This window comes from Pigmentiphaga litoralis (assembly GCF_048632615.1).
In the GTDB taxonomy this organism is placed as follows: Bacteria; Pseudomonadota; Gammaproteobacteria; order Burkholderiales; family Burkholderiaceae_B; genus Pigmentiphaga; species Pigmentiphaga litoralis_B.
In genome coordinates, this window is the sequence record NZ_CP184479.1 from 2,218,175 (window position 1) to 2,238,508 (window position 20,334).

The window sequence follows — 20,334 nt, forward strand, 5'->3', positions numbered from 1 at the left end:
ACGTCAGCCGCCGGCAGGCCTGAGCACGATCACCTGTCCGCGTGGCGCATCCGTCAGCAGGTAGACCTCGCCTTGCGGACCCACCGTCACATTGCGCACGCGCGCCTCGCCCGACAGATAGCGGTCTTCCTTCACGATCCGGTCACCCTGCCGCTGCAGCCGGATCAGCGCCTGGCCGCTCAGGGCGCCCAGCAGCACGCTGCCTTTCCACTCGGGGATCCGGTCGCTGGTATAGAACGCCAGGCCGCTAGGCGACACGGACGGCACCCAGCTGTACAACGGCGGCATATAGCCCGGCGCGGACGCCTCTTCGCCGATCTTGCCGCCGCCATACTGTTCGCCATACGTAAACTTGGGCCATCCATAGTTCTGCCCACGCTTCACGATGTTGATCTCGTCCCCGCCCTGCGGCCCATGTTCGGCCACCCACAGTTCGCCATTGACCGGATCGAGCGCCGCGCCTTGAGGATTGCGATGCCCCAGCGAATAGATCTCGGGCAGCGCACCCTTCGCCGTGCGTTGAGTCGCCGCCTCGGCATAGGGGTTGCCTGGAGCCGGTTTGCCGGCATCGGTCAGGCGCACGACCTTGCCATGGTGCGTGCCCAGGTCCTGCGCATCCACGCTGCGTGACGAGCGTTCACCCAGTGTCACGAACAACGCGCCGTCCCGATCGAACACCATGCGCGACCCGAAATGCAGGCTGCTCGCATACTTAGGCGCCTGGCGGAAGATCACCGTCGTCTCCGTCAGCGCCCAGGAGCCCGACGTCTGGACCAGCTTGCCGCGCATGACGGCGGTGCTGTTGGTCCGCGCTGCCTGGCCCGGCTCCGAAAAGCTCAGGTAGACCCATTGATTGCGGGCGAAGTCCGGGTGCAGGATCACGTCCAGCAGCCCGCCTTGCCCGCGCGCGTCCACCTGCGGCGTGCCCGTTACCGGTGCGGACAGCGTCCCATCCTTTGCGATGACGCGCAGGCGGCCCGGGCGCTCCGTCACCAAGGCTTCGCCGGACGGCAACAAGGCGAGTCCCCAGGGATGTTCCAAGCCATCTGCCCACGTGGTCTTGGTGACGCCGTTGGGCAAGGACGTACGTTCGGCACGCACGTCGCTACCCGGACGAACCGCCTGGGCATGAGCCTGAAGCGTAGTGGCCAAGGCAAGGACACTGAAGCCGGCGGCCGCAGCCTGCCGGATGAAGGATCGTGGATGCATCAATGCTCCCTGTCATGTCGTCGACGCGCACGCACGCCCCGCGAGGACATGCCGAGCCCTGCCTGGAGCTCGCGCGTGATCGAATTGGATTGGTGTCAGGGAAGACTGTAAGCGGTCAGCGCGGCACGTGCCGGTGTCGAACCGGTGCAAGGCGTAATCGGGCGTAAACGTCCGCCAAAAGCAAAACCCCCGCAGCGTTCGCTACGAGGGGTTCTGGGTATAACTAGCCTGACAATGACCTACTTTCACAGACGTCCGTCCACTATCATCGGCGCAAAAGCGTTTCACTGTCCTGTTCGAGATGGGAAGGAGTGGTACCACTTTGCTATGGTCGTCAGGCATTAACTTGTTGGCTCGCTGGCAAGCGGGTCACGGTGCGGTCGCACGGTGAGGCTTGAGGCCAGGTCGCCCAATTTGGAAAGAAGCACAACAGATTCGAGTGTGTGGGGTCATCAGACGCGCTTGGGGCGTCTGAGGTGCACGACGCGCTGGCGCCGTGACTTTGTGATTGCGTGCACTGAACACTACAACCGCCAGGGTTATAGGATCAAGCCGCACGGGCAATTAGTATCAGTTAGCTTAACGCATTACTGCGCTTCCACACCTGACCTATCAACGTCCTGGTCTCGAACGGCCCTTCAGGGGGTCAAGCCCCCGGGAAATCTTATCTTTAGACGAGTTTCCCGCTTAGATGCCTTCAGCGGTTATCTCTTCCGTACATAGCTACCCGGCAATGCCATTGGCATGACAACCGGTACACCAGAGGTACGTCCATTCCGGTCCTCTCGTACTAGGAACAGGCTCCATCAAATTTCCAGCGCCCACGGCAGATAGGGACCAAACTGTCTCACGACGTTTTAAACCCAGCTCACGTACCTCTTTAAATGGCGAACAGCCATACCCTTGGGACCGGCTACAGCCCCAGGATGAGATGAGCCGACATCGAGGTGCCAAACACCGCCGTCGATATGAACTCTTGGGCGGTATCAGCCTGTTATCCCCAGAGTACCTTTTATCCGTTGAGCGATGGCCCTTCCATTCAGAACCACCGGATCACTATGTCCTGCTTTCGCACCTGTTCGACTTGTCAGTCTCACAGTTAAGCACGCTTATGCCATTGCACTATCAGCACGATTTCCGACCGTACCTAGCGTACCTTCGAACTCCTCCGTTACCCTTTAGGAGGAGACCGCCCCAGTCAAACTGCCCACCATGCACTGTCCCCGATCCGGATAACGGACCAAGGTTAGAACCGCAAATAAATCAGGGTGGTATTTCAAGGTTGGCTCCACGAGATCTGGCGACCTCGCTTCAGCGCCTCCCACCTATCCTACACAGACCGATTCACAATCCAATGCAAAGCTACAGTAAAGGTTCATGGGGTCTTTCCGTCTAGCCGCGGGTAGATTGCATCATCACAAACATTTCAACTTCGCTGAGTCTCAGGAGGAGACAGTGTGGCCATCGTTACGCCATTCGTGCAGGTCGGAACTTACCCGACAAGGAATTTCGCTACCTTAGGACCGTTATAGTTACGGCCGCCGTTTACCGGGGCTTCGATCAAGAGCTTGCACCCCATCACTTAACCTTCCGGCACCGGGCAGGCGTCACACCCTATACGTCCACTTTCGTGTTTGCAGAGTGCTGTGTTTTTATTAAACAGTCGCAGCCACCGATTATCTGCGACCCTTTCACGCTTTGTGCGCAGGCACATCACGCTACCAGGGCATACCTTCTCCCGAAGTTACGGTATCAATTTGCCGAGTTCCTTCTCCTGAGTTCTCTCAAGCGCCTTAGAATACTCATCCCGTCCACCTGTGTCGGTTTGCGGTACGGTCTTGTTTAACTGAAGCTTAGAGGCTTTTCTTGGAACCACTTCCGATCACTTCGCGAACAAGTTCGCTCGTTCCACACCCTTGAATTACGCGCCCGGATTTGCCTAAGCGCCTTCTATGATGCAGCAACAGGGACTTCCAACACCCTGATGACCTTCCGCGATCCGTCCCCCCATCGCATTAAACAATGGTGCAGGAATATTAACCTGCTTCCCATCAGCTACGCATCTCTGCCTCGCCTTAGGGGCCGACTCACCCTACGCCGATGAACGTTGCGTAGGAAACCTTGGACTTACGGCGAGAGGGCCTTTCACCCTCTTTATCGCTACTCATGTCAGCATTCGCACTTCTGATACCTCCAGCATCCTTTACAAGACACCTTCGCAGGCTTACAGAACGCTCCCCTACCACGCATGGATATGAATCCACGCATCCGCAGCTTCGGTATATTGCTTAGCCCCGTTACATCTTCCGCGCAGGACGACTCGATCAGTGAGCTATTACGCTTTCTTTAAAGGATGGCTGCTTCTAAGCCAACTTCCTGACTGTCTATGCCTTCCCACTTCGTTTCCCACTTAGCAATATTTGGGGACCTTAGCTGGCGGTCTGGGTTGTTTCCCTCTTGAGTCCGGACGTTAGCACCCGGTGCTCTGTCTCCCAAGCTGTACTTCCAGGTATTCGGAGTTTGCAATGGTTTGGTAAGTCGCCATGACCCCCTAGCCATAACAGTGCTCTACCCCTGGAGTAATACTTGAGGCACTACCTAAATAGTTTTCGGGGAGAACCAGCTATTTCCAGACTTGTTTAGCCTTTCACCCCTATCCACAGCTCATCCCCTAATTTTTCAACATTAGTGGGTTCGGTCCTCCAGCACGTGTTACCGTGCCTTCAACCTGGCCATGGATAGATCGTCTGGTTTCGGGTCTACACCCAGCGACTAGTCGCCCTATTCGGACTCGCTTTCGCTACGCCTTCCCTATTCGGTTAAGCTTGCCACTGAATGTAAGTCGCTGACCCATTATACAAAAGGTACGCAGTCACGGAACAAGTCCGCTCCTACTGTTTGTATGCATGCGGTTTCAGGATCTATTTCACTCCCCTTCCGGGGTTCTTTTCGCCTTTCCCTCACGGTACTGGTTCACTATCGGTCGATTACGAGTATTTAGCCTTGGAGGATGGTCCCCCCATATTCAGACAGGATTACACGTGTCCCGCCCTACTTGTCTTGCGCCTAGTTCCACATCAGAAATTTCGGGTACAGGACTATCACCTGCTATGGCCAGACTTTCCAGACTGTTCCCCTATCACTGAAGCTAAATCGCAAAGGCTGATCCAATTTCGCTCGCCGCTACTTTCGGAATCTCGGTTGATTTCTTTTCCTCGAGCTACTGAGATGTTTCAGTTCACCCGGTTCGCCTCGCACACCTATGTATTCAGTGTGCGATACAGCCGAAGCTGTGGGTTTCCCCATTCGGAAATCTACGGATCAAAGCTTGTTTGCCAGCTCCCCGTAGCTTATCGCAGGCTACTACGTCCTTCATCGCCTGTAATCGCCAAGGCATCCACCACATGCACTTAGTCGCTTGATCCTATAACCGTAGCGGCTATAGTCTCTAGTAATTCTAGCGTTTGTGCGTTTTAAAGCATAAGAACTCTTTAAAACTTAATAATGCAATCACAACCCGTTTGCTCAGCAAAACTCCACAGGCTCTTAACCTGCGTGCTGAGCACACTTTATTGTTGTGCTTCTTCCAAATTGTTAAAGAACAAAACAGCCAAATTCGGTACATCAAACTACTGAGCCAAAGCTCAGCTTTAAGCATCGACTCGCGACACTTAAAATTGAGTTTTGAGATAAGCCACCCGTTTGACATCCGGTGATCGATGTTCCAAGAAACCTTGGTGGAGACGCACGGGATCGAACCGTGGACCCCCTGCTTGCAAAGCAGGTGCTCTCCCAGCTGAGCTACGCCCCCAGGGACTTGCGCTAACCGTAAAACTGTTTTGTATGCCTACAGTGTCTTAGATTTCTCTAAAAGATCTGGTGGGTCTGGTTGGACTCGAACCAACGACCCCCGCCTTATCAAGACGGTGCTCTAACCAGCTGAGCTACAGACCCAACACTGCAACAACCGATAAGCGTGGACACTTTGAAGACCAGAGCGCTATTCGCTCTGAAAGGAGGTGATCCAGCCGCACCTTCCGATACGGCTACCTTGTTACGACTTCACCCCAGTCATGAACCCTACCGTGGTAATCGCCCTCCTTGCGGTTAGGCTAACTACTTCTGGTAGAACCCACTCCCATGGTGTGACGGGCGGTGTGTACAAGACCCGGGAACGTATTCACCGCGGCATGCTGATCCGCGATTACTAGCGATTCCGACTTCATGCAGTCGAGTTGCAGACTGCAATCCGGACTACGATCGGGTTTCTGGGATTGGCTCCCCCTCGCGGGTTGGCTGCCCTCTGTCCCGACCATTGTATGACGTGTGAAGCCCTACCCATAAGGGCCATGAGGACCTGACGTCATCCCCACCTTCCTCCGGTTTGTCACCGGCAGTCTCATTAGAGTGCCCTTTCGTAGCAACTAATGACAAGGGTTGCGCTCGTTGCGGGACTTAACCCAACATCTCACGACACGAGCTGACGACGGCCATGCAGCACCTGTGTTCCGGTTCTCTTTCGAGCACTCCCAAATCTCTTCGGGATTCCAGACATGTCAAGGGTAGGTAAGGTTTTTCGCGTTGCATCGAATTAATCCACATCATCCACCGCTTGTGCGGGTCCCCGTCAATTCCTTTGAGTTTTAATCTTGCGACCGTACTCCCCAGGCGGTCAACTTCACGCGTTAGCTGCGCTACCAAAGTCCGAAGACCCCGACAGCTAGTTGACATCGTTTAGGGCGTGGACTACCAGGGTATCTAATCCTGTTTGCTCCCCACGCTTTCGTGCATGAGCGTCAGTATTATCCCAGGGGGCTGCCTTCGCCATCGGTGTTCCTCCACATATCTACGCATTTCACTGCTACACGTGGAATTCCACCCCCTCTGACATACTCTAGTTCGGGAGTTAAAAATGCAGTTCCAAGGTTGAGCCCTGGGATTTCACATCTTTCTTTCCGAACCGCCTGCGCACGCTTTACGCCCAGTAATTCCGATTAACGCTTGCACCCTACGTATTACCGCGGCTGCTGGCACGTAGTTAGCCGGTGCTTATTCTGCGGGTACCGTCAGTAGCGCCAGGTATTATCTGGCACCGTTTCGTTCCCGCCAAAAGTGCTTTACAACCCGAAGGCCTTCTTCGCACACGCGGCATTGCTGGATCAGGGTTGCCCCCATTGTCCAAAATTCCCCACTGCTGCCTCCCGTAGGAGTCTGGGCCGTGTCTCAGTCCCAGTGTGGCTGGTCGTCCTCTCAAACCAGCTACGGATCGAAGCCTTGGTGAGCCTTTACCTCACCAACTAGCTAATCCGATATCGGCCGCTCCAATAGTGAGAGGTCTTGCGATCCCCCCTTTCCCCCGTAGGGCGTATGCGGTATTAGCTACGCTTTCGCGTAGTTATCCCCCGCTACTGGGCACGTTCCGATACATTACTCACCCGTTCGCCACTCGCCACCAGGTTGCCCCGTGCTGCCGTTCGACTTGCATGTGTAAGGCATGCCGCTAGCGTTCAATCTGAGCCAGGATCAAACTCTTCAGTTTAATCTCTAACTATTTGTGTACTACGACTTCGGATCCGAAGACCCTACGTCGCGGCACGTTCGCTGCGTACTCTCAAAGAACTTGAAGGTTGGATATGATCCTTCCTACAAATTTACTTCTATGAGCACTTGATTTCATTGGGCTAGTCGCTTGCGCAATCCGAAGATCGCGCCGCGTGACACGCACACTGGCTTCAAGTGCCCACACTTATCGGCTGTTTAATTTTTAAAGAACGGGTATTGCTAACTACGGTACTGCTAAATGCTGTACTGCTGAACCGCTAACTTTGCTGCGTCGCCGACTTAACTTTCGTTTCGTCGTTTGCTGCAGCAAGCCTGCTATTCTAAACCATCTTTTCGCGTCGTGCAAGTCGCCTTGCTTTACTGCTTTCGTCGCGTGCGCTGCGTGTTTCGCTGCGCCTGGTTGTTTACCGCTACTACCTTCTTGCCGACAACTTCATCAGCACAGAAGCGAGATTATGAAGGAGTTTTTTACGCTTGTCAAACCGCTGAAACATCCTGCTGCTGACTTCTTCATACTGCACTCTTCATACCGCACCACTGCTCTTCAGAACCCGCTGCACCGCTGCTGCCTTGGCAGATCGCGTTGCGTTTTGCGTTTGTTCCGTCGAGCCAATGAATATAGCACGCATCAATTTCGGTTTGCAAGCGGGCCCTGGGTTTTTCCCTAATAATTTAGGACCAGGACCAAAAAAGTCAGGATCGAAGCCGAAAAAGCATCGCTACGCCAGGCGATATGGGAGGACCTTTTATTGAAACGGGTGCAGCGTCGTCCCAATCCGCTCTGCGTGATCGTCGACAGAACGCTTCCAGGCGTCCCCCTGCTCTACTTATTGCGGAATGCCGGCTTTCGTTTTTCCATGAACGCCGTCATGCCCTCTTTCTGGTCATGCGTGCCGAACAGAGAGTGGAACATCCGGCGTTCAAACAGCAGCCCGTCATTCAGCGGCGCTTCATAGGCACGGTTGACTGCTTCCTTGGCCATCATGACTGCCGGCAGCGACATCGATGCGATGGCTGTCGCGGCGTCCAGCGCTTCTTCCATCAGCTTGTCGGCCGGCACCACGCGGGAGACCAGGCCCGCGCGCTCGGCTTCGGCGGCGTCCATCATCCTGGCGGTCAGCACCATATCCATGGCCTTGGCCTTGCCTACCGCGCGGGGTAGCCGTTGCGTCCCCCGCGCCCGGAAGAATGCCGATCTTGATTTCGGGCTGGCCGAACTTTGCCGTGTCCGACGCGATCAGGATGTCGCACATCATGGCCAGTTCGCAACCGCCCCCCAGTGCGTAGCCCGCCACGGCGCCGATCACGGGCTTTCGGACCTTGCGGATGGTTTCCCAATTGCGGGTGATGTAGTCGGAGCCAAAGACATCCATATAGGTCCAGTCTTTCATGGCGCCGATGTCCGCCCCGGCGGCGAACGCTTTTTCTGATCCGGTGATCACGATCGCACCGATGTCCTCGTTGGCGTCGAAAGCCAGCAGCGCCGCGCCCAACTCGTCCATCAACGCGTCGTTCAAGGCGTTGAGCGCCTTGGGGCGATTCAGGGTAATGAGGCCCACCCGGCCACGGGTGTCGGTAAGTACCAGCGATTCGCTCATGTTGGCGTCCTTGCTGAAAGAAGTGACGGGACCGAGCGTCAGAGGCGCTGTCCCTGGGTTCGTTTGCTACTAGACCACACCTTGTGCGGGAGTGCACCGGGAACTGCCCCAACAGGCAGGTCAAGAAACGCACCAGGCTGCCCACCCTGCGCAGCCCAGCTCCGGCACGGCAAGGGAGACGGCAACGTCGCCCACCAAGCTTAAGTTTCCCCTAAGTCTGTAGCCCGATGATGCATCCCATCGCAAACCGATTTGTGTTTGATGGACCAGACAGGAGCCACCATGACCACCCCGTTCAAGACCACCCCCTCGTCGTTGCCGTGATTGCCGCCGGTGTGTTCGGTGCGGCCGGGGCGACTGCGTTTACCCGCACCGTGTCCAATACCGCCGAGACGGCATCCAGCCAGGTGGCGACCACGCTCACCGCGCCCGTGGGTGTCGTGACGCCGCCGGACTTTTCACAGATCACTGAACGCTACGGCCCGGCCGTCGTGAATATCAGTGTGAGCGGCATGACCAAGATTGCGAACCCGTCCGACGACGGTGATGATCCGTTCGCACAGTTTTTCCGGCAGGACCCGCGCCAGCAGCGTCAGGTGCCGGTCAAGGGCCAGGGCTCGGGATTCATCGTCAATGCGGACGGCATCATTCTGACCAATGCCCACGTGGTGCGTGACGCGAAGGAAGTGGTGGTCAAGCTGACGGACCGCCGCGAATTCGTCGCCAAGGTACTGGGCAGCGATCCCACGACCGACGTCGCCGTATTAAAGATCGACGCCAACCATCTGCCCGTGGTGGCGCTGGGCAATGTGGCCGACCTGCGCGTGGGCGCCTGGGTGCTGGCCATTGGTTCGCCTTACGGCCTGGAAAACACCGTGACCGCCGGCGTGGTAAGCGCCAAGGGGCGTTCGCTGCCCAATGACGGTTCGGTGCCATTCATCCAGACCGATGTGGCCGTGAACCCGGGCAATTCGGGCGGCCCGCTGTTCAATGCGCGGGGCGAAGTGGTCGGCATCAATTCGCAGATCTATAGCCAGACCGGCGGCTACCAGGGTGTGTCGTTTGCCATCCCGATCGACGTTGCGACCAAGATCAAAGACCAGATCGTGGCGACCGGCAAGGCTCAACATGCGCGCCTGGGTGTGACCATCCAGGACGTGAACCAGGCGCTGGCCGATTCATTCAAGCTGGATTCGCCGTCGGGCGCCCTGGTGTCGAGTGTCGAAAAAGGCAGTCCGGCGGACAAGGCGGGGCTGAAGGTAGGCGACGTGATCCGCAGCATCAACGGCAAGCCGGTCATCGTGTCGGGCGACTTGCCTGCCGTGGTCAGCCTGGCCATGCCGGGCGACAAGGTTATGTTGGGCGTTCATCGGGACGGCGGTACGCAGCAATTGACGGCGCAATTGGGGGACGCGAGCAAGGTGCCGACCAAGACTGCGTCCGCCAACGGCGATGCCACCAAGGGCGGCAAGCTGGGACTGGCGCTGCGTGAACTGGATCCGCGCGAGCAGCAGGAATTGGGATCTACCGGCGGATTGCTGGTCGCCCAGGTCGGCGGCGCCGCGGAACAGGCAGGCGTCGAACCGGGTGATGTCTTGCTGTCGCTCAATGGCACGCCGGTGACGACGGTGGAGCAGGTCCGGGCACTGGTGACCAAGGCAGGCAAAAACGTCGCCCTGTTGGTGCAACGCGGCCCGAACAAAATTTTCCTGCCGGTGCGCATCGGGTAAGCCGCGCTCAATTGGCGGCGTTCATTGACGGCGTCCGACCCGGTCTTGGCCATCGCATGCTTCGGGCGACACGGCTCGGCCTAACCGCGAGACCTGATGGCGATTGCGGGTTCGTCACGTAAAAAGCGCAGCATCGTGATCGATGCTGCGCTTTGTTGCGGTACGCACTGCATGGACCGTGCGATGACGGGTCGCCCGGCAACGAGTCAAATCGCCAGTCTGTCGGACCCTCAGGCCGTCCGCGGCGGTGTCGTCACCTGCTTGACCACGGCAACCGCACCCGCCACATTGTCGGCAACGTCCTTGCTGACTTCCTTGCGATAGCGATTCAGGTCCTGCACCGTGGCGAAACTGCGATCCAGCAACAGCGACATGTTGTGGAGGATACGGTCGGCCACCTTGGTTTCCCATTCCTTGTCGAAGTTGATCTGCTGGTCCAGCCAGTTTTCCAGCCAGCCGGGTTCCGGCACACGCGACTGGATGGTGTCGTTCGGGAACAGGTCTTTATTGACGTGCAGATTGGTGGGGTGCAGCGCCTGGGGGTACGACGCGCCGACGCCATCAGCACGCCGATCTTGGAAAAGGCGGCCCGCGCCTGGTCGCCCAGTTCCTTGCTGCGGCTGGTCAGCGCGCGCTTCATATACCGCAGGTAGGCGCCCGCATGACGAGCTTCGTCTTGCGAAATCAGGCGATAGATGGCCTTGATGACCGGCTCGGTATGCCATTCCGCGGCGCGCCGGTACCAATGGTTCAGGCGGATTTCGCCGCAGAAGTGCAGCATCAGGGTTTCGAGCTCCGGCGCGGGGTCGAACTCGAAGCGCACGTTGTGCAATTCGGCTTCGGTCGGCACCAGGTCGGGCCGGAAGCGCCGCAGGTATTCCTGCAGCACCAGCGAGTGCTTCTGTTCTTCGTAGAACCAGATGGACATGAAGGCGCTGAAATCGCTGTCATGGCGATTGTCGCGCAGGAACATCTCGGTCGCCGGGAGCGCCGACCATTCCGTGATCGCGTTCATCTTGATCGTATTGGCCTGTTCGTCGGTCAATTTGGCGGCCTCGAACTGGTCCCAAGGCACGTCCTTGTCCATGTCCCAGCGAACGGACTCCAGCGATTTGAACAATTCGGGGTACAGCATAGCGAGCCTTTTCTTTCTTATGGATCAACGGGTTGCACGTGCCTGTACGCCGCAGCACAGGGGCACGATATCGCTCGCCCGGTGACCTCTTGATGACGGGATTCCGTCAGACCGTCAATTCCGGATGAAGTGCCGGCCGCACTTTGCTGCGAATCACCTGGGGCAGCAAAGACCCTGCAAAAATGCCGGCGAAACCACCGATCAGACCCGCAAGCTGTGGGGGAAAGGTGTCGGCGTAGGCGCTTCGGCAGATGAGCCAGCACGCAACACCCAGCAAGGAAGATGCCAGCGCGCCTTGCGTGGTCGCCCGCTTCCAGTACAAGCCCATGAACAGGGGCACGAACGCCCCCACCAGCGTCACCGTGTACGCACCCGCGACCATTTCATAAATGCTGTCCGTGGTATTCAATGCAAAGGTCAGCACGCAGACGGCAAACACCACCACCGATACACGCATGGCGCGCAGGAATTTGCGGTCGTCCATGGCAGGCAACAGGTGACGCAGAATGTTTTCGGCAAACGTGGTGGACGGGGCAAGCAAGGTCGCCGAGGCCGTCGACATGATGGCCGACAGCAATGCGCCAAAGAAAAAGATCTGCGCCAGCGCCGGCATGCGCTGCAGGATGAAAGTCGGCAGGATCTTTTGCGGATCGTCTTGCAACAGGGTGGTGACGACATCGGGCATCACGCCGAAGGCCGATAGCGCGATGTACATCGGAATGAAGGCGAACAGCAGATACAGCAAGCCGCCGATGACCGGACCCCGCTGCGCCGTCTTGACGTCGCGCGACGACATGACGCGCTGGTAGACGTCCTGCTGCGGGATCGATCCCAGCATCATCGTGACCAGAGCGGCAAAGAAAAAGAGGATGTCGTGCGCGTTGGCGGGCGGGGCAAAACTGAGCAGGTCACGGCTCATGGCCTGGTCCATCACGGGGCCGATACCGCCTGCCAGGTCGGTTGCGAAGTAGGCGATGGTGAACAGACCAAGCACGATCACGATCATCTGGAAGAAGTCGGTCAGCGCGACCGACCACATACCGCCGAACAGCGTGTACGTCGTGACGATGGCGGCGCCGACCAGCATGCCTTGCGTCTGCGAGAACATGGTGGGATCGAGCATGTGGAAGACCAGGCCCAGCGCCTTGATCTGCGCGGCCACCCAGCCCAGGTAGGAAACGATGATGGCGACGCTCATCAACACCTCGACGATCGTGCCGTACCGTTCCCGGAAGTAGTCGCCCAGGGTCAGCAGGTTGTGCTGGTACAGCCGCCTGGCAAAGAACAGCCCGACCAGCACCAGGCAGAAGGCGGCGCCGAACGGATCTTCGACCACGCCGCCCAGCCCATCCTTGATGAACACGGCAGACACGCCCAGCACGGTTTCGGAACCGAACCAGGTCGCGAAGGTGGTGGCGACCACGATATAGAGGGGAAGCGAACGTCCGGCAACGGCATAGTCGGCGGACGTTGACACCTTGCGCGCGGCAAAGAGCCCGATCGCGATGGAGGTCAGCAGATAGAGAAGAACAAAGCCCAGAACCATGATCGCGCGCCGTCAGTTCGAAACAAACGGCGCGAGTATCGCACGCAGACCCGCGGGGATCCCAGGTTTATCGCAAGCCTGAAGCCGCTTTACCGTGACAGTGCCCACAAAGCCACAGCCACCGCGGTGGCGACCACGCCTGTCAGCGCCGCCAGCAGGCGGTTGCCATGCTGCTGGGTCTGGCGCAGACGCACCATTTCAAGGCGCAGCGCTTCGCTGTGCAGGGGTTCGGCCAGGCGGGCATGCAGCAGGCGCGGGAATTCGGGCAGCATCTGCGCCCATTGTTCCGCTTCACGCTTCAGGCCGTTGCGAAGCGCCTTGAATCCGACCCGTTCCTGCATCCAATTTTCCAGATAAGGCTTGGCCGTTTTCCACAAATCGAGCTTAGGGTCCAGTTCGCGGCCGAGACCTTCGATGTTCAGCAATGTCTTTTGCAGCAGCACCAGTTGCGGCTGGATTTCGACGTTGAAGCGGCGTGACGTCTGGAACAGGCGCAGTAGCACCTGGCCCAGTGATATTTCGGACAGGGGACGGTCAAAATACGGTTCGCAGCAGGCGCGAATGGCGCCTTCGAGTTCTTCTTCGCGCGTCTCGGCCGGGGCCCAGCCTGATTCGATGTGAAGCTGCGCCACGCGGCGGTAGTCGCGGCGGAAGAAGGCCAGGAAGTTCTGCGCCAGGTAGTTCTTGTCGAATTCGGACAGGGAACCGACGATGCCGAAGTCGAGCGCGATGTAGCGGCCGAGCGATTCGGGCCGGTCGGACACGTAGATGTTGCCAGGGTGCATGTCGGCGTGGAAAAAGCCGTCGGCGAACATTTGCGTAAAGAAGATCTCGACGCCGTCGCGCGCCAGCTTGGGCAGGTCGACGCCGGCTTCGCGCAGGCGGCCCACGTGATTCACCGGAATGCCGTACATGCGTTCCATGGTGAAGATGGACGCCGAACAATAGTCCCACATCACTTCGGGCACGATCAGCAGGTCGCCCCGGGGGCCTTCGGGCGAGAAATTGCGGCGCAACTGGCTGCAGTTGGCGGCTTCGCGCAGCAGGTCCAGTTCGTCGTGCAGATAGGTGTCGAACTCGGCAACGACTTCGGTCAGCTTCAGGCGCTTGCCGTCGGGCGACACGCGTTCGATCATCCGTGCCAGGGCACGCATCAGCCGCATGTCGTTGTCGATGATGGGGCGCATGTTCGGGCGCAACACCTTGACCGCCACGTGCCGGCCGTCGTGCAGCACCGCGAAGTGGACCTGGGCGATCGACGCCGAGGCCACCGGATCCCGTTCGAAGCTGGCGAACAGCTGGTCGGGGTGGCGGCCCAGGCCTTTTTCGATCGACGCGATGGCCACCTGTGATGGGAACGGTGGCACGCGATCCTGCAGGCGGGCCAGTTCATCGGCAATGTCGGCGGGGATCAGGTCCCGCCGGGTCGACATGACCTGGCCGAACTTAACGAAGATGGGCCCCAGCGATTCGAGCGCCAGACGCAGGCGTTCGCCGCGCGGCGCGTCGAGCTTGCGGCCGAAGCGCATGATGCGCAGGGCGCGGGCCGTCCAGGGGTGGCGAATGTTGGAAAGGACCAGGTCATCGAGACCGTACCGGAACAGGATGGCCAGGATCCGGATCAACCGCAGCAAGGTGAACATCCGGCCCTACCCCTTGCTCTGGCTGCGGGCGCGGCGCGCCTCGAGGGCGTCAAGCCGGGCGGCCAGCGCGTCCACACGCTTGGCGGCGCGTTCACTGTCGTCGCGGATCTTGCGCACGCCGGCGCTCCACGCTTCCAGTTCATACGACGACGCCACGGCGCCGCTTTCTTCCGATAGATATTCCGCCACATTTTCGGCAAAGCGGCGGGCACCCGTGCGGGCGCCCTGGGCCACACCGTGGGCAAAGCCGAACAGACGCGCGGCCGGAATGTCCCCAATCACCTTGGCCACGTCGTCTTCGGCGTCCCAGCGCAGATCGCGCGCCAGATCCCCGATCACATGGGCAAGCGCGGCGTCGCCGTCGATCCGCACGGCGCTCATGCGCTGCGCGGTATCGGCCGACATGAGGGCCGACAGCTTGTCGGTCGCCACGGTCAGGCTGACATCGGGGACGGCGTCGGCCGCTGCCACCATGACGCCGCCCTGCTCGGTGACCTGCAGTGTCAGGGTGCCGACGCCCAGGATCAGGCGGGCGACTTTTCCGGCATGCGGCGCCAGGCGCGCCTGAGCCCAGGGCTCACGAGACAACAGCGCGTCGAGCGCGCGGGCAGCAGCGTTGTAGGGACTCAAGGCGGGCAAAGGCATAGGGGACACAGAATGACAAACGCCCGTCCGAGGACAGGCGTTCCACGGGGTTCAACCCGTGCAGTTTACCGGCTGTTGAGGACAGCCGGCCTTCAGGCGGACGTTTATTGCGTTACCGGAATCTGCTGGACGCCAGCCAGCAGCCAACCGCCTTGCTGGGGCTTGAACAGGTTCCAGATTTCTTCGAAGCGGAAGGCTTCCGCGCCTGGGGCTTCACGCAGCATGCCGGAGTAGCGCACGCTGGCCAGGTGGCCGTCGGACACGGTCTCGATGCCCAGCAGTTCGGCATTGAGCAGCACCACTTCGGTCACGTTCTGGCCTTCGCGCTGCGCCAGTTGCTGACCCAGCTCGGCAAGCAGGTCGTCGGTGACCAGTTCCCGCATTTCGTTCGTGTCGCCACGGTCCCACACGGCCTGCAGCTTCACGAAGTGCGCCTTGGCGTTCTGCAGGAAGTTGGACGTGTCGAAGTCGGCCGGAATGGTCCATTCACCCAGGGCCGTTTCGACCGGAGGGGCCGCCACGACGGAAGGTGCCACACCCGCAGCCGCTGCCGAAGCCGGCACGGCCACGTCGGCCTGACGCGCCATGGGAGCCGTATCGGCCGCACGCGGCTGCAACGGAGCATGACGATCATTGCCACCGGCTGCCGCGCCCTGGAAGGCGTGCTGCTGACGCTGGGCGCCCGCGCCGCGGAAACGGCGAACCAGGAAGATGACCGCGAAGATGACCAGCGCGATCAGCAGCATGCTGCCGATCATTTCGGCCATGGCCGCGCCCATGCCCAGGTGCGAGAACAGCGCTGCCAGGCCAAGGCCAGCGGCGATGCCCGCGATCGGGCCCAGGAAACGGCCCATGCCGCTGCGCGCGCCCGCCGTGGCGGCGGCGCCTGCCGCGGCACCCGCCGCGGGCGCTGCCGCCTGCGACGTGGCGTTGTTCTGTTGTGGCGTGCGGGCAGGCGGCGTGGCCTGGCGCGTCACGTTGCTGGATTGACGGCCGATGCTGGCGCCGCCACCAGCCCGCTTGGCTTCGGCGTCGGCCACCACCAGCATCGAGCTGGCGCTAACCATGATCACCAGAGCCGGCAGGATCTTGGACAGGAAACGTCGAGACATTGTGTGTTCTCTCCTCTAATCAATGTCATGTCGGGCAGGAATCGATTTTTGCAAGACCGGGTCTTCCCCGCAGAAGGCCAAGCCGCAGAAATCTTCCTGACAATAAGCTGAAATGTAGCGGACTATCGTAAAAGGTCCAAGTGAAAGTCAGACCTTTTTGGGCCGATCGGTTGCAAGGTGCTTCACGATCGGCCCGATGGCAGGGCCGGCGGCCGCCAGGCTACAGCGACACGCCTTCGTGCAGCGCCACCAGGCCCGCACTCAGGTTGAAATATTGGACCCGTGACAGGCCGGCTTGTTCCAGCATGCCGGCCAGCGTTTTCTGGTCCGGATGCATGCGGATCGATTCGGCCAGATAGCGGTAGCTGGCCTCGTCCTTAGCGACCGTCTTGCCGAGCCACGGCAGGATATTGAAGGAGTACCAGTCGTAAGCCGGCTGCAAGGGCTTGGCCACCCGCGAAAACTCCAGCACCAGCAGCTTGCCGCCCGGGCGCAGCACCCGCTTCATTTCGGCCAGCGCGCGATCCTTGTGCGTCATGTTGCGCAAGCCGAAGGCGACGGTGACCCGGTCGAAATAGCCCGACGGGAACGGCAGCTTTTCGGCATCGCACACGGCGGTCGGCAGCAGTACCCCCTTGTCGAGCAGGCGGTCGCGGCCCACGCGCAGCATGGAATCGTTGATGTCCGTCAGCCAGACTTCGCCCGTCGGGCCGACGCGTTTGGCGAACGACAGCGCCAGGTCGCCCGTGCCGCCAGCGATATCCAGCACTTTCATGCCGGGGCGCACATTGGCGCGGCCGATGGTAAAGGCCTTCCAGACCCGATGCAGGCCACCCGACATCAGATCGTTCATGACGTCGTAGCGCGCCGCGACGGAATGGAAGACCTCGGCCACCTTGCGCACCTTGTCGTCTTCGGCCACTTTCTGGAAGCCGAAATGGGTCGTGCCGGCCGCATCGGCGGACGCATCGACCGACGGATCGGCGGGATAACGGGGGTCACTCATGAACGGGTTCCTCGACGGACTTCGGTAATGGCGGGTTCGGACGGCACGCCGTGGCCGTGGCTATGGCCGTGGTCATGGCCACATGCGTGCCCCTGGCCGGCGGGGGCCGCGGCGCCACCGGCATCGGCGGGATCGCGTGACGCGCCGGCTGCCTCGAGCTGCGCCAGGTAGGCCTGCCAAAGGGTGTCCTGGTTGGCGCCCAGGTCATACAGGATGTCCCACGAATAGATGCCCGTGGAATGGCCGTCGGAAAAGGTGGGCTGCACGCCATAGTTGCCAACCGGCACGAGTTGGACGATCGTGACGTCTTTCTTGCCGACCTGCAGCACTTCCTGGCCGACGCCATGACCCCGCACTTCGGCGGACGGACTATGCACCCGCATGTGTTCGAACGGCAGGCGGAAGACCTTGCCGTCGTCGAATTCGACTTCCAGCACGCGAGATGCGCCATGCAGTACGAAACGGGTGGGAATGGGGGTATCTTTATTGAGGCCGGCCATGGACTTTCTCGGAGACAGACCTCCATGGTAGCCCAAGCCGCAGCAGGTCAAGGCGGCCTGGCCGGGGCGCTCGCCGCGCTGTAACGCATCGACGTGAAAATGAAGACTTGCGATGCACGCGGATGCCCCAACACGAAAGAGTTGCGCGGTGGAATCAGGCTTTCGACTCGCATGCGCTACGGGGCCGGACTACCTATCGCCTCGATACATAATTTCAATCATACGGCTAGATAATATAGCTATAATTTATCAAAGTCGCAGATGTGCTGCGGCACCCACTGGAGAAACACAGCATGATTGGCATCAACCAACAAGTCCCCGCATTCAAGGCTCAGGCTTTCCACAACGGCAAATTCGTTGAAGTCACCGACCAGTCCCTGAAGGGCAAGTGGTCCGTGTTCATCTTCATGCCGGCTGCTTTCACCTTCAACTGCCCGACCGAAGTCGAAGACGCGGCCGACAACTACGCCGCCTTCCAGAAGCTGGGTGCCGAGGTCTACATCGTGACCACCGACACGCACTTCTCGCACAAGGTGTGGCATGAAACCTCGCCCGCCGTGGGCAAGGCGAACTTCCCGCTGGTTGGCGATCCCACCCACTTCCTGACCAACGCTTTCGGCGTGCACATCCCCGAAGAAGGTCTGGCGCTGCGTGGCACGTTCGTCATCAATCCGGAAGGCGTCGTGAAGACCATCGAAATCCATGACAACGCCATTGCTCGTGACGTTCAGGAAACCCTGCGCAAGCTGAAGGCTGCCCAGTACGTGGCGAACAACCCTGGCGAAGTGTGCCCGGCCAAGTGGAAGGAAGGCGAAAAGACCATTGCTCCTTCGCTCGACCTGGTTGGCAAGATCTAAGCAACACCCGTCACGCAATCCATCGTTGCTGGCGCGAGGAGCTCCACGCGCAGCTCCTCCTTTTATCTGGGAACACCATGCTCGACTCAACCATCAAGGCTCAGCTCAAGGCGTATCTTGAACGCCTCCCCGGTCCAATCGAACTCGTTGCCGCGCTGGACGACGGCGCATCGAGTACCGAAATGCGTGGCCTGCTCGAAGACATCCTCGACTGCTCACCCCAGGTGTCGCTGCGCGAAGATGTGTCGGGCGCCCGCGTGCCGTCCTTCGCCATCACGCGGCCAGGACAGGCGCCACGTGTGCGCTTTGCCGGGCTGCCGCTCGGCCACGAGTTCACGTCGCTCGTGCTGGCGCTGCTGCAGGTCGGGGGCTATCCGCCCAAGGTGGAAGAGTCGGTGCTGGCCAACGTCCGTGATCTGGCGGGTCCGTTGAACTTCGAGGTCTATATGTCCTTGTCGTGCCACAACTGCCCGGACGTGGTGCAGGCGCTGAACCTGATGGCTGCGGTCAACCCCGACGTGAACGTGACGACCATCGATGGCGCCCTGTTCCAGTCGGAAGTGGCTGAACGCGAGATCATGGCGGTTCCCTCCGTTTACCTGAATGGCCAGCCGTTTGCCTCGGGCCGCATGACGGTCGAGGAATTCGTGGCCAAGCTCGATACCAATCGGGAAGCCAAGGACGCCGCGCGACTGGCGGCGCAAAAGCCGTTCGACGTGCTGGTGGTGGGCGGTGGCCCGGCCGGCGCCGGTGCGGCGGTATACGCCGCCCGCAAGGGTATCCGTACCGGTATCGTTGCCGACCGTTTTGGCGGGCAGACCAACGACACCCTGGGGATCGAAAACTACATTTCGGTCAAGGAAACGACGGGCCCGAAGTTTGCCGCCGACCTGCTCGAACACGTCAAGCAGTATGGCGTCGACGTCATGAACCTGCAGCGCGTCGCCAAGATCATCCCGGCCAACGAGCCCGGTGACATGATCGGCGTGCAGCTGGAAAACGGCGCGGTGCTGCAGTCGCGGTCGGTGGTGCTTGCCACGGGAGCGCGCTGGCGCAATCTGAACGTGCCCGGCGAAGAGGAATACAAGAACAAGGGCGTGGCGTACTGCCCGCATTGTGACGGCCCCTTGTTCAAGGGCAAGCGGGTGGCCGTGGTCGGCGGGGGCAACTCCGGCGTTGAAGCGGCAATCGATCTGGCCGGTATCGTGGCCCATGTCACGTTGATCGAATTCGGTGAACAGCTCCGCGCGGACGCCGTGCTGGTGTCCAAGGCAAGGAGCCTGCCGAACGTCACCATCCTGACGCGTGCCAAGACGACCGAAGTCGAGGGCAAGGACGGTGTGGTCAGCGCCCTGCACTATGAAGACATGGCGACGGACACGAAGCACCGCATCGAGCTCGAAGGCGTGTTCGTGCAGATCGGCCTCATTCCCAACACGGACTTCCTGAAGGGCGTGGTGACACTGAGCCGCTTTGGCGAGATTGAGGTCGATGCCAAGGGCCACACCAACCTGCCGGGCGTGTTCGCGGCAGGGGACGCAACCACGACGCCGTACAAGCAGATCGTCGTGGCGGCTGGCGAAGGATCGAAAGCGGCATTGAGCGCGTTCGACTACCTGATCCGGTCGAGCGTGGCCGAAGCGGCGTAAGCCCGGCGCCAGGCAAGCGGCCCACTGCAGCCCTGCAGTCAGGACCCGCCGGCCCTGGTGAAGTAAAAGCCTCCACGTCGTGGAGGCTTTTTTGTCTCCGGCCGGCGGGGTCAAGGTCCCGGCCCTTGCGCAAGGCGCGCCA

General features: G+C 60.1%; 10 protein-coding genes, 2 tRNA genes, 3 rRNA genes and 2 pseudogenes. 3 read left to right on the plus strand and 14 right to left on the minus strand.

Features of this window, described 5'->3' with window-relative positions; all coding sequences use genetic code 11:
- Window positions 1–3 precede the first annotated feature (3 nt).
- From ACNANG_RS09780 to ACNANG_RS09810, 7 genes and pseudogenes are all read right to left on the minus strand, one after another.
- On the minus strand, window positions 4–1,209 hold the full coding sequence (locus tag ACNANG_RS09780) for a PQQ-dependent sugar dehydrogenase (protein WP_420227031.1): 1,206 nt from the start codon (window positions 1,207–1,209) through the stop codon (window positions 4–6).
- A 226-nt stretch (window positions 1,210–1,435) separates the two neighbouring features.
- A 5S ribosomal RNA gene (rrf, locus tag ACNANG_RS09785) occupies window positions 1,436–1,548 on the minus strand.
- A gap of 204 nt (window positions 1,549–1,752) precedes the next feature.
- Window positions 1,753–4,633 (minus strand): 23S ribosomal RNA (locus ACNANG_RS09790).
- 311 nt (window positions 4,634–4,944) lie between these two features.
- Window positions 4,945–5,020, minus strand: a tRNA-Ala gene (locus tag ACNANG_RS09795).
- 66 nt (window positions 5,021–5,086) lie between these two features.
- Window positions 5,087–5,163: transfer RNA gene (locus tag ACNANG_RS09800), tRNA-Ile, on the minus strand.
- Window positions 5,164–5,221: 58 nt separating this feature from the next.
- Window positions 5,222–6,748, minus strand: a 16S ribosomal RNA gene (locus tag ACNANG_RS09805).
- Together the 16S, 23S and 5S rRNA genes with 2 tRNA genes alongside form the textbook arrangement of a ribosomal RNA operon.
- A gap of 846 nt (window positions 6,749–7,594) precedes the next feature.
- A pseudogene (locus ACNANG_RS09810) lies at window positions 7,595–8,369 on the minus strand (enoyl-CoA hydratase).
- Between the two features lie 320 nt (window positions 8,370–8,689).
- Here ACNANG_RS09810 and ACNANG_RS09815 point away from each other — a divergent pair.
- On the plus strand, window positions 8,690–10,099 hold the full coding sequence (locus ACNANG_RS09815) for a DegQ family serine endoprotease (protein WP_420227032.1): 1,410 nt from the start codon (window positions 8,690–8,692) through the stop codon (window positions 10,097–10,099).
- 230 nt (window positions 10,100–10,329) lie between these two features.
- Here the strand turns inward: ACNANG_RS09815 and ACNANG_RS09820 are convergent.
- From ACNANG_RS09820 to ACNANG_RS09850, 7 genes and pseudogenes are all read right to left on the minus strand, one after another.
- Window positions 10,330–11,234: pseudogene (locus ACNANG_RS09820) on the minus strand (ferritin-like domain-containing protein).
- Between the two features lie 106 nt (window positions 11,235–11,340).
- Window positions 11,341–12,780: a sodium:solute symporter family protein gene (locus ACNANG_RS09825; RefSeq protein ID WP_420227033.1), complete on the minus strand. Its 1,440-nt coding sequence runs from the start codon at window positions 12,778–12,780 to the stop codon at window positions 11,341–11,343.
- Window positions 12,781–12,869: 89 nt separating this feature from the next.
- Entirely contained in the window at window positions 12,870–14,423 is a 1,554-nt protein-coding gene (ubiB, locus tag ACNANG_RS09830) for a ubiquinone biosynthesis regulatory protein kinase UbiB (protein WP_420227034.1), read from the minus strand.
- 6 nt (window positions 14,424–14,429) lie between these two features.
- A complete protein-coding gene (locus ACNANG_RS09835; RefSeq protein WP_420227035.1) occupies window positions 14,430–15,068 on the minus strand; it encodes a ubiquinone biosynthesis accessory factor UbiJ in 639 nt (212 codons plus the stop codon).
- Window positions 15,069–15,172: 104 nt separating this feature from the next.
- Window positions 15,173–16,180 (minus strand): Tim44 domain-containing protein, encoded by a 1,008-nt coding sequence (locus tag ACNANG_RS09840; RefSeq protein WP_420227036.1) that lies wholly within the window; start codon window positions 16,178–16,180, stop codon window positions 15,173–15,175.
- A gap of 220 nt (window positions 16,181–16,400) precedes the next feature.
- Window positions 16,401–17,186 carry a bifunctional demethylmenaquinone methyltransferase/2-methoxy-6-polyprenyl-1,4-benzoquinol methylase UbiE gene (ubiE, locus tag ACNANG_RS09845; protein WP_420227037.1) on the minus strand — a complete coding sequence of 262 codons (786 nt, stop codon included), beginning with the start codon at window positions 17,184–17,186 and terminating at the stop codon, window positions 16,401–16,403.
- Entirely contained in the window at window positions 17,183–17,686 is a 504-nt protein-coding gene (locus ACNANG_RS09850; RefSeq protein ID WP_420227038.1) for a gamma-butyrobetaine hydroxylase-like domain-containing protein, read from the minus strand. The genes ubiE and ACNANG_RS09850 overlap by 4 nt, the downstream gene beginning before the upstream one ends.
- 293 nt (window positions 17,687–17,979) lie before the next feature.
- Between ACNANG_RS09850 and ahpC the strand changes: the two genes are divergently transcribed.
- Together ahpC and ahpF are read left to right on the plus strand one after the other, a co-directional pair.
- Window positions 17,980–18,543 (plus strand): alkyl hydroperoxide reductase subunit C, encoded by a 564-nt coding sequence (gene ahpC / locus ACNANG_RS09855; protein WP_420227039.1) that lies wholly within the window; start codon window positions 17,980–17,982, stop codon window positions 18,541–18,543.
- Window positions 18,544–18,620: 77 nt separating this feature from the next.
- Complete coding sequence (gene ahpF / locus ACNANG_RS09860; protein WP_420227040.1) at window positions 18,621–20,192, plus strand: alkyl hydroperoxide reductase subunit F; 1,572 nt, start codon at window positions 18,621–18,623, stop codon at window positions 20,190–20,192.
- Window positions 20,193–20,334 lie beyond the last annotated feature (142 nt).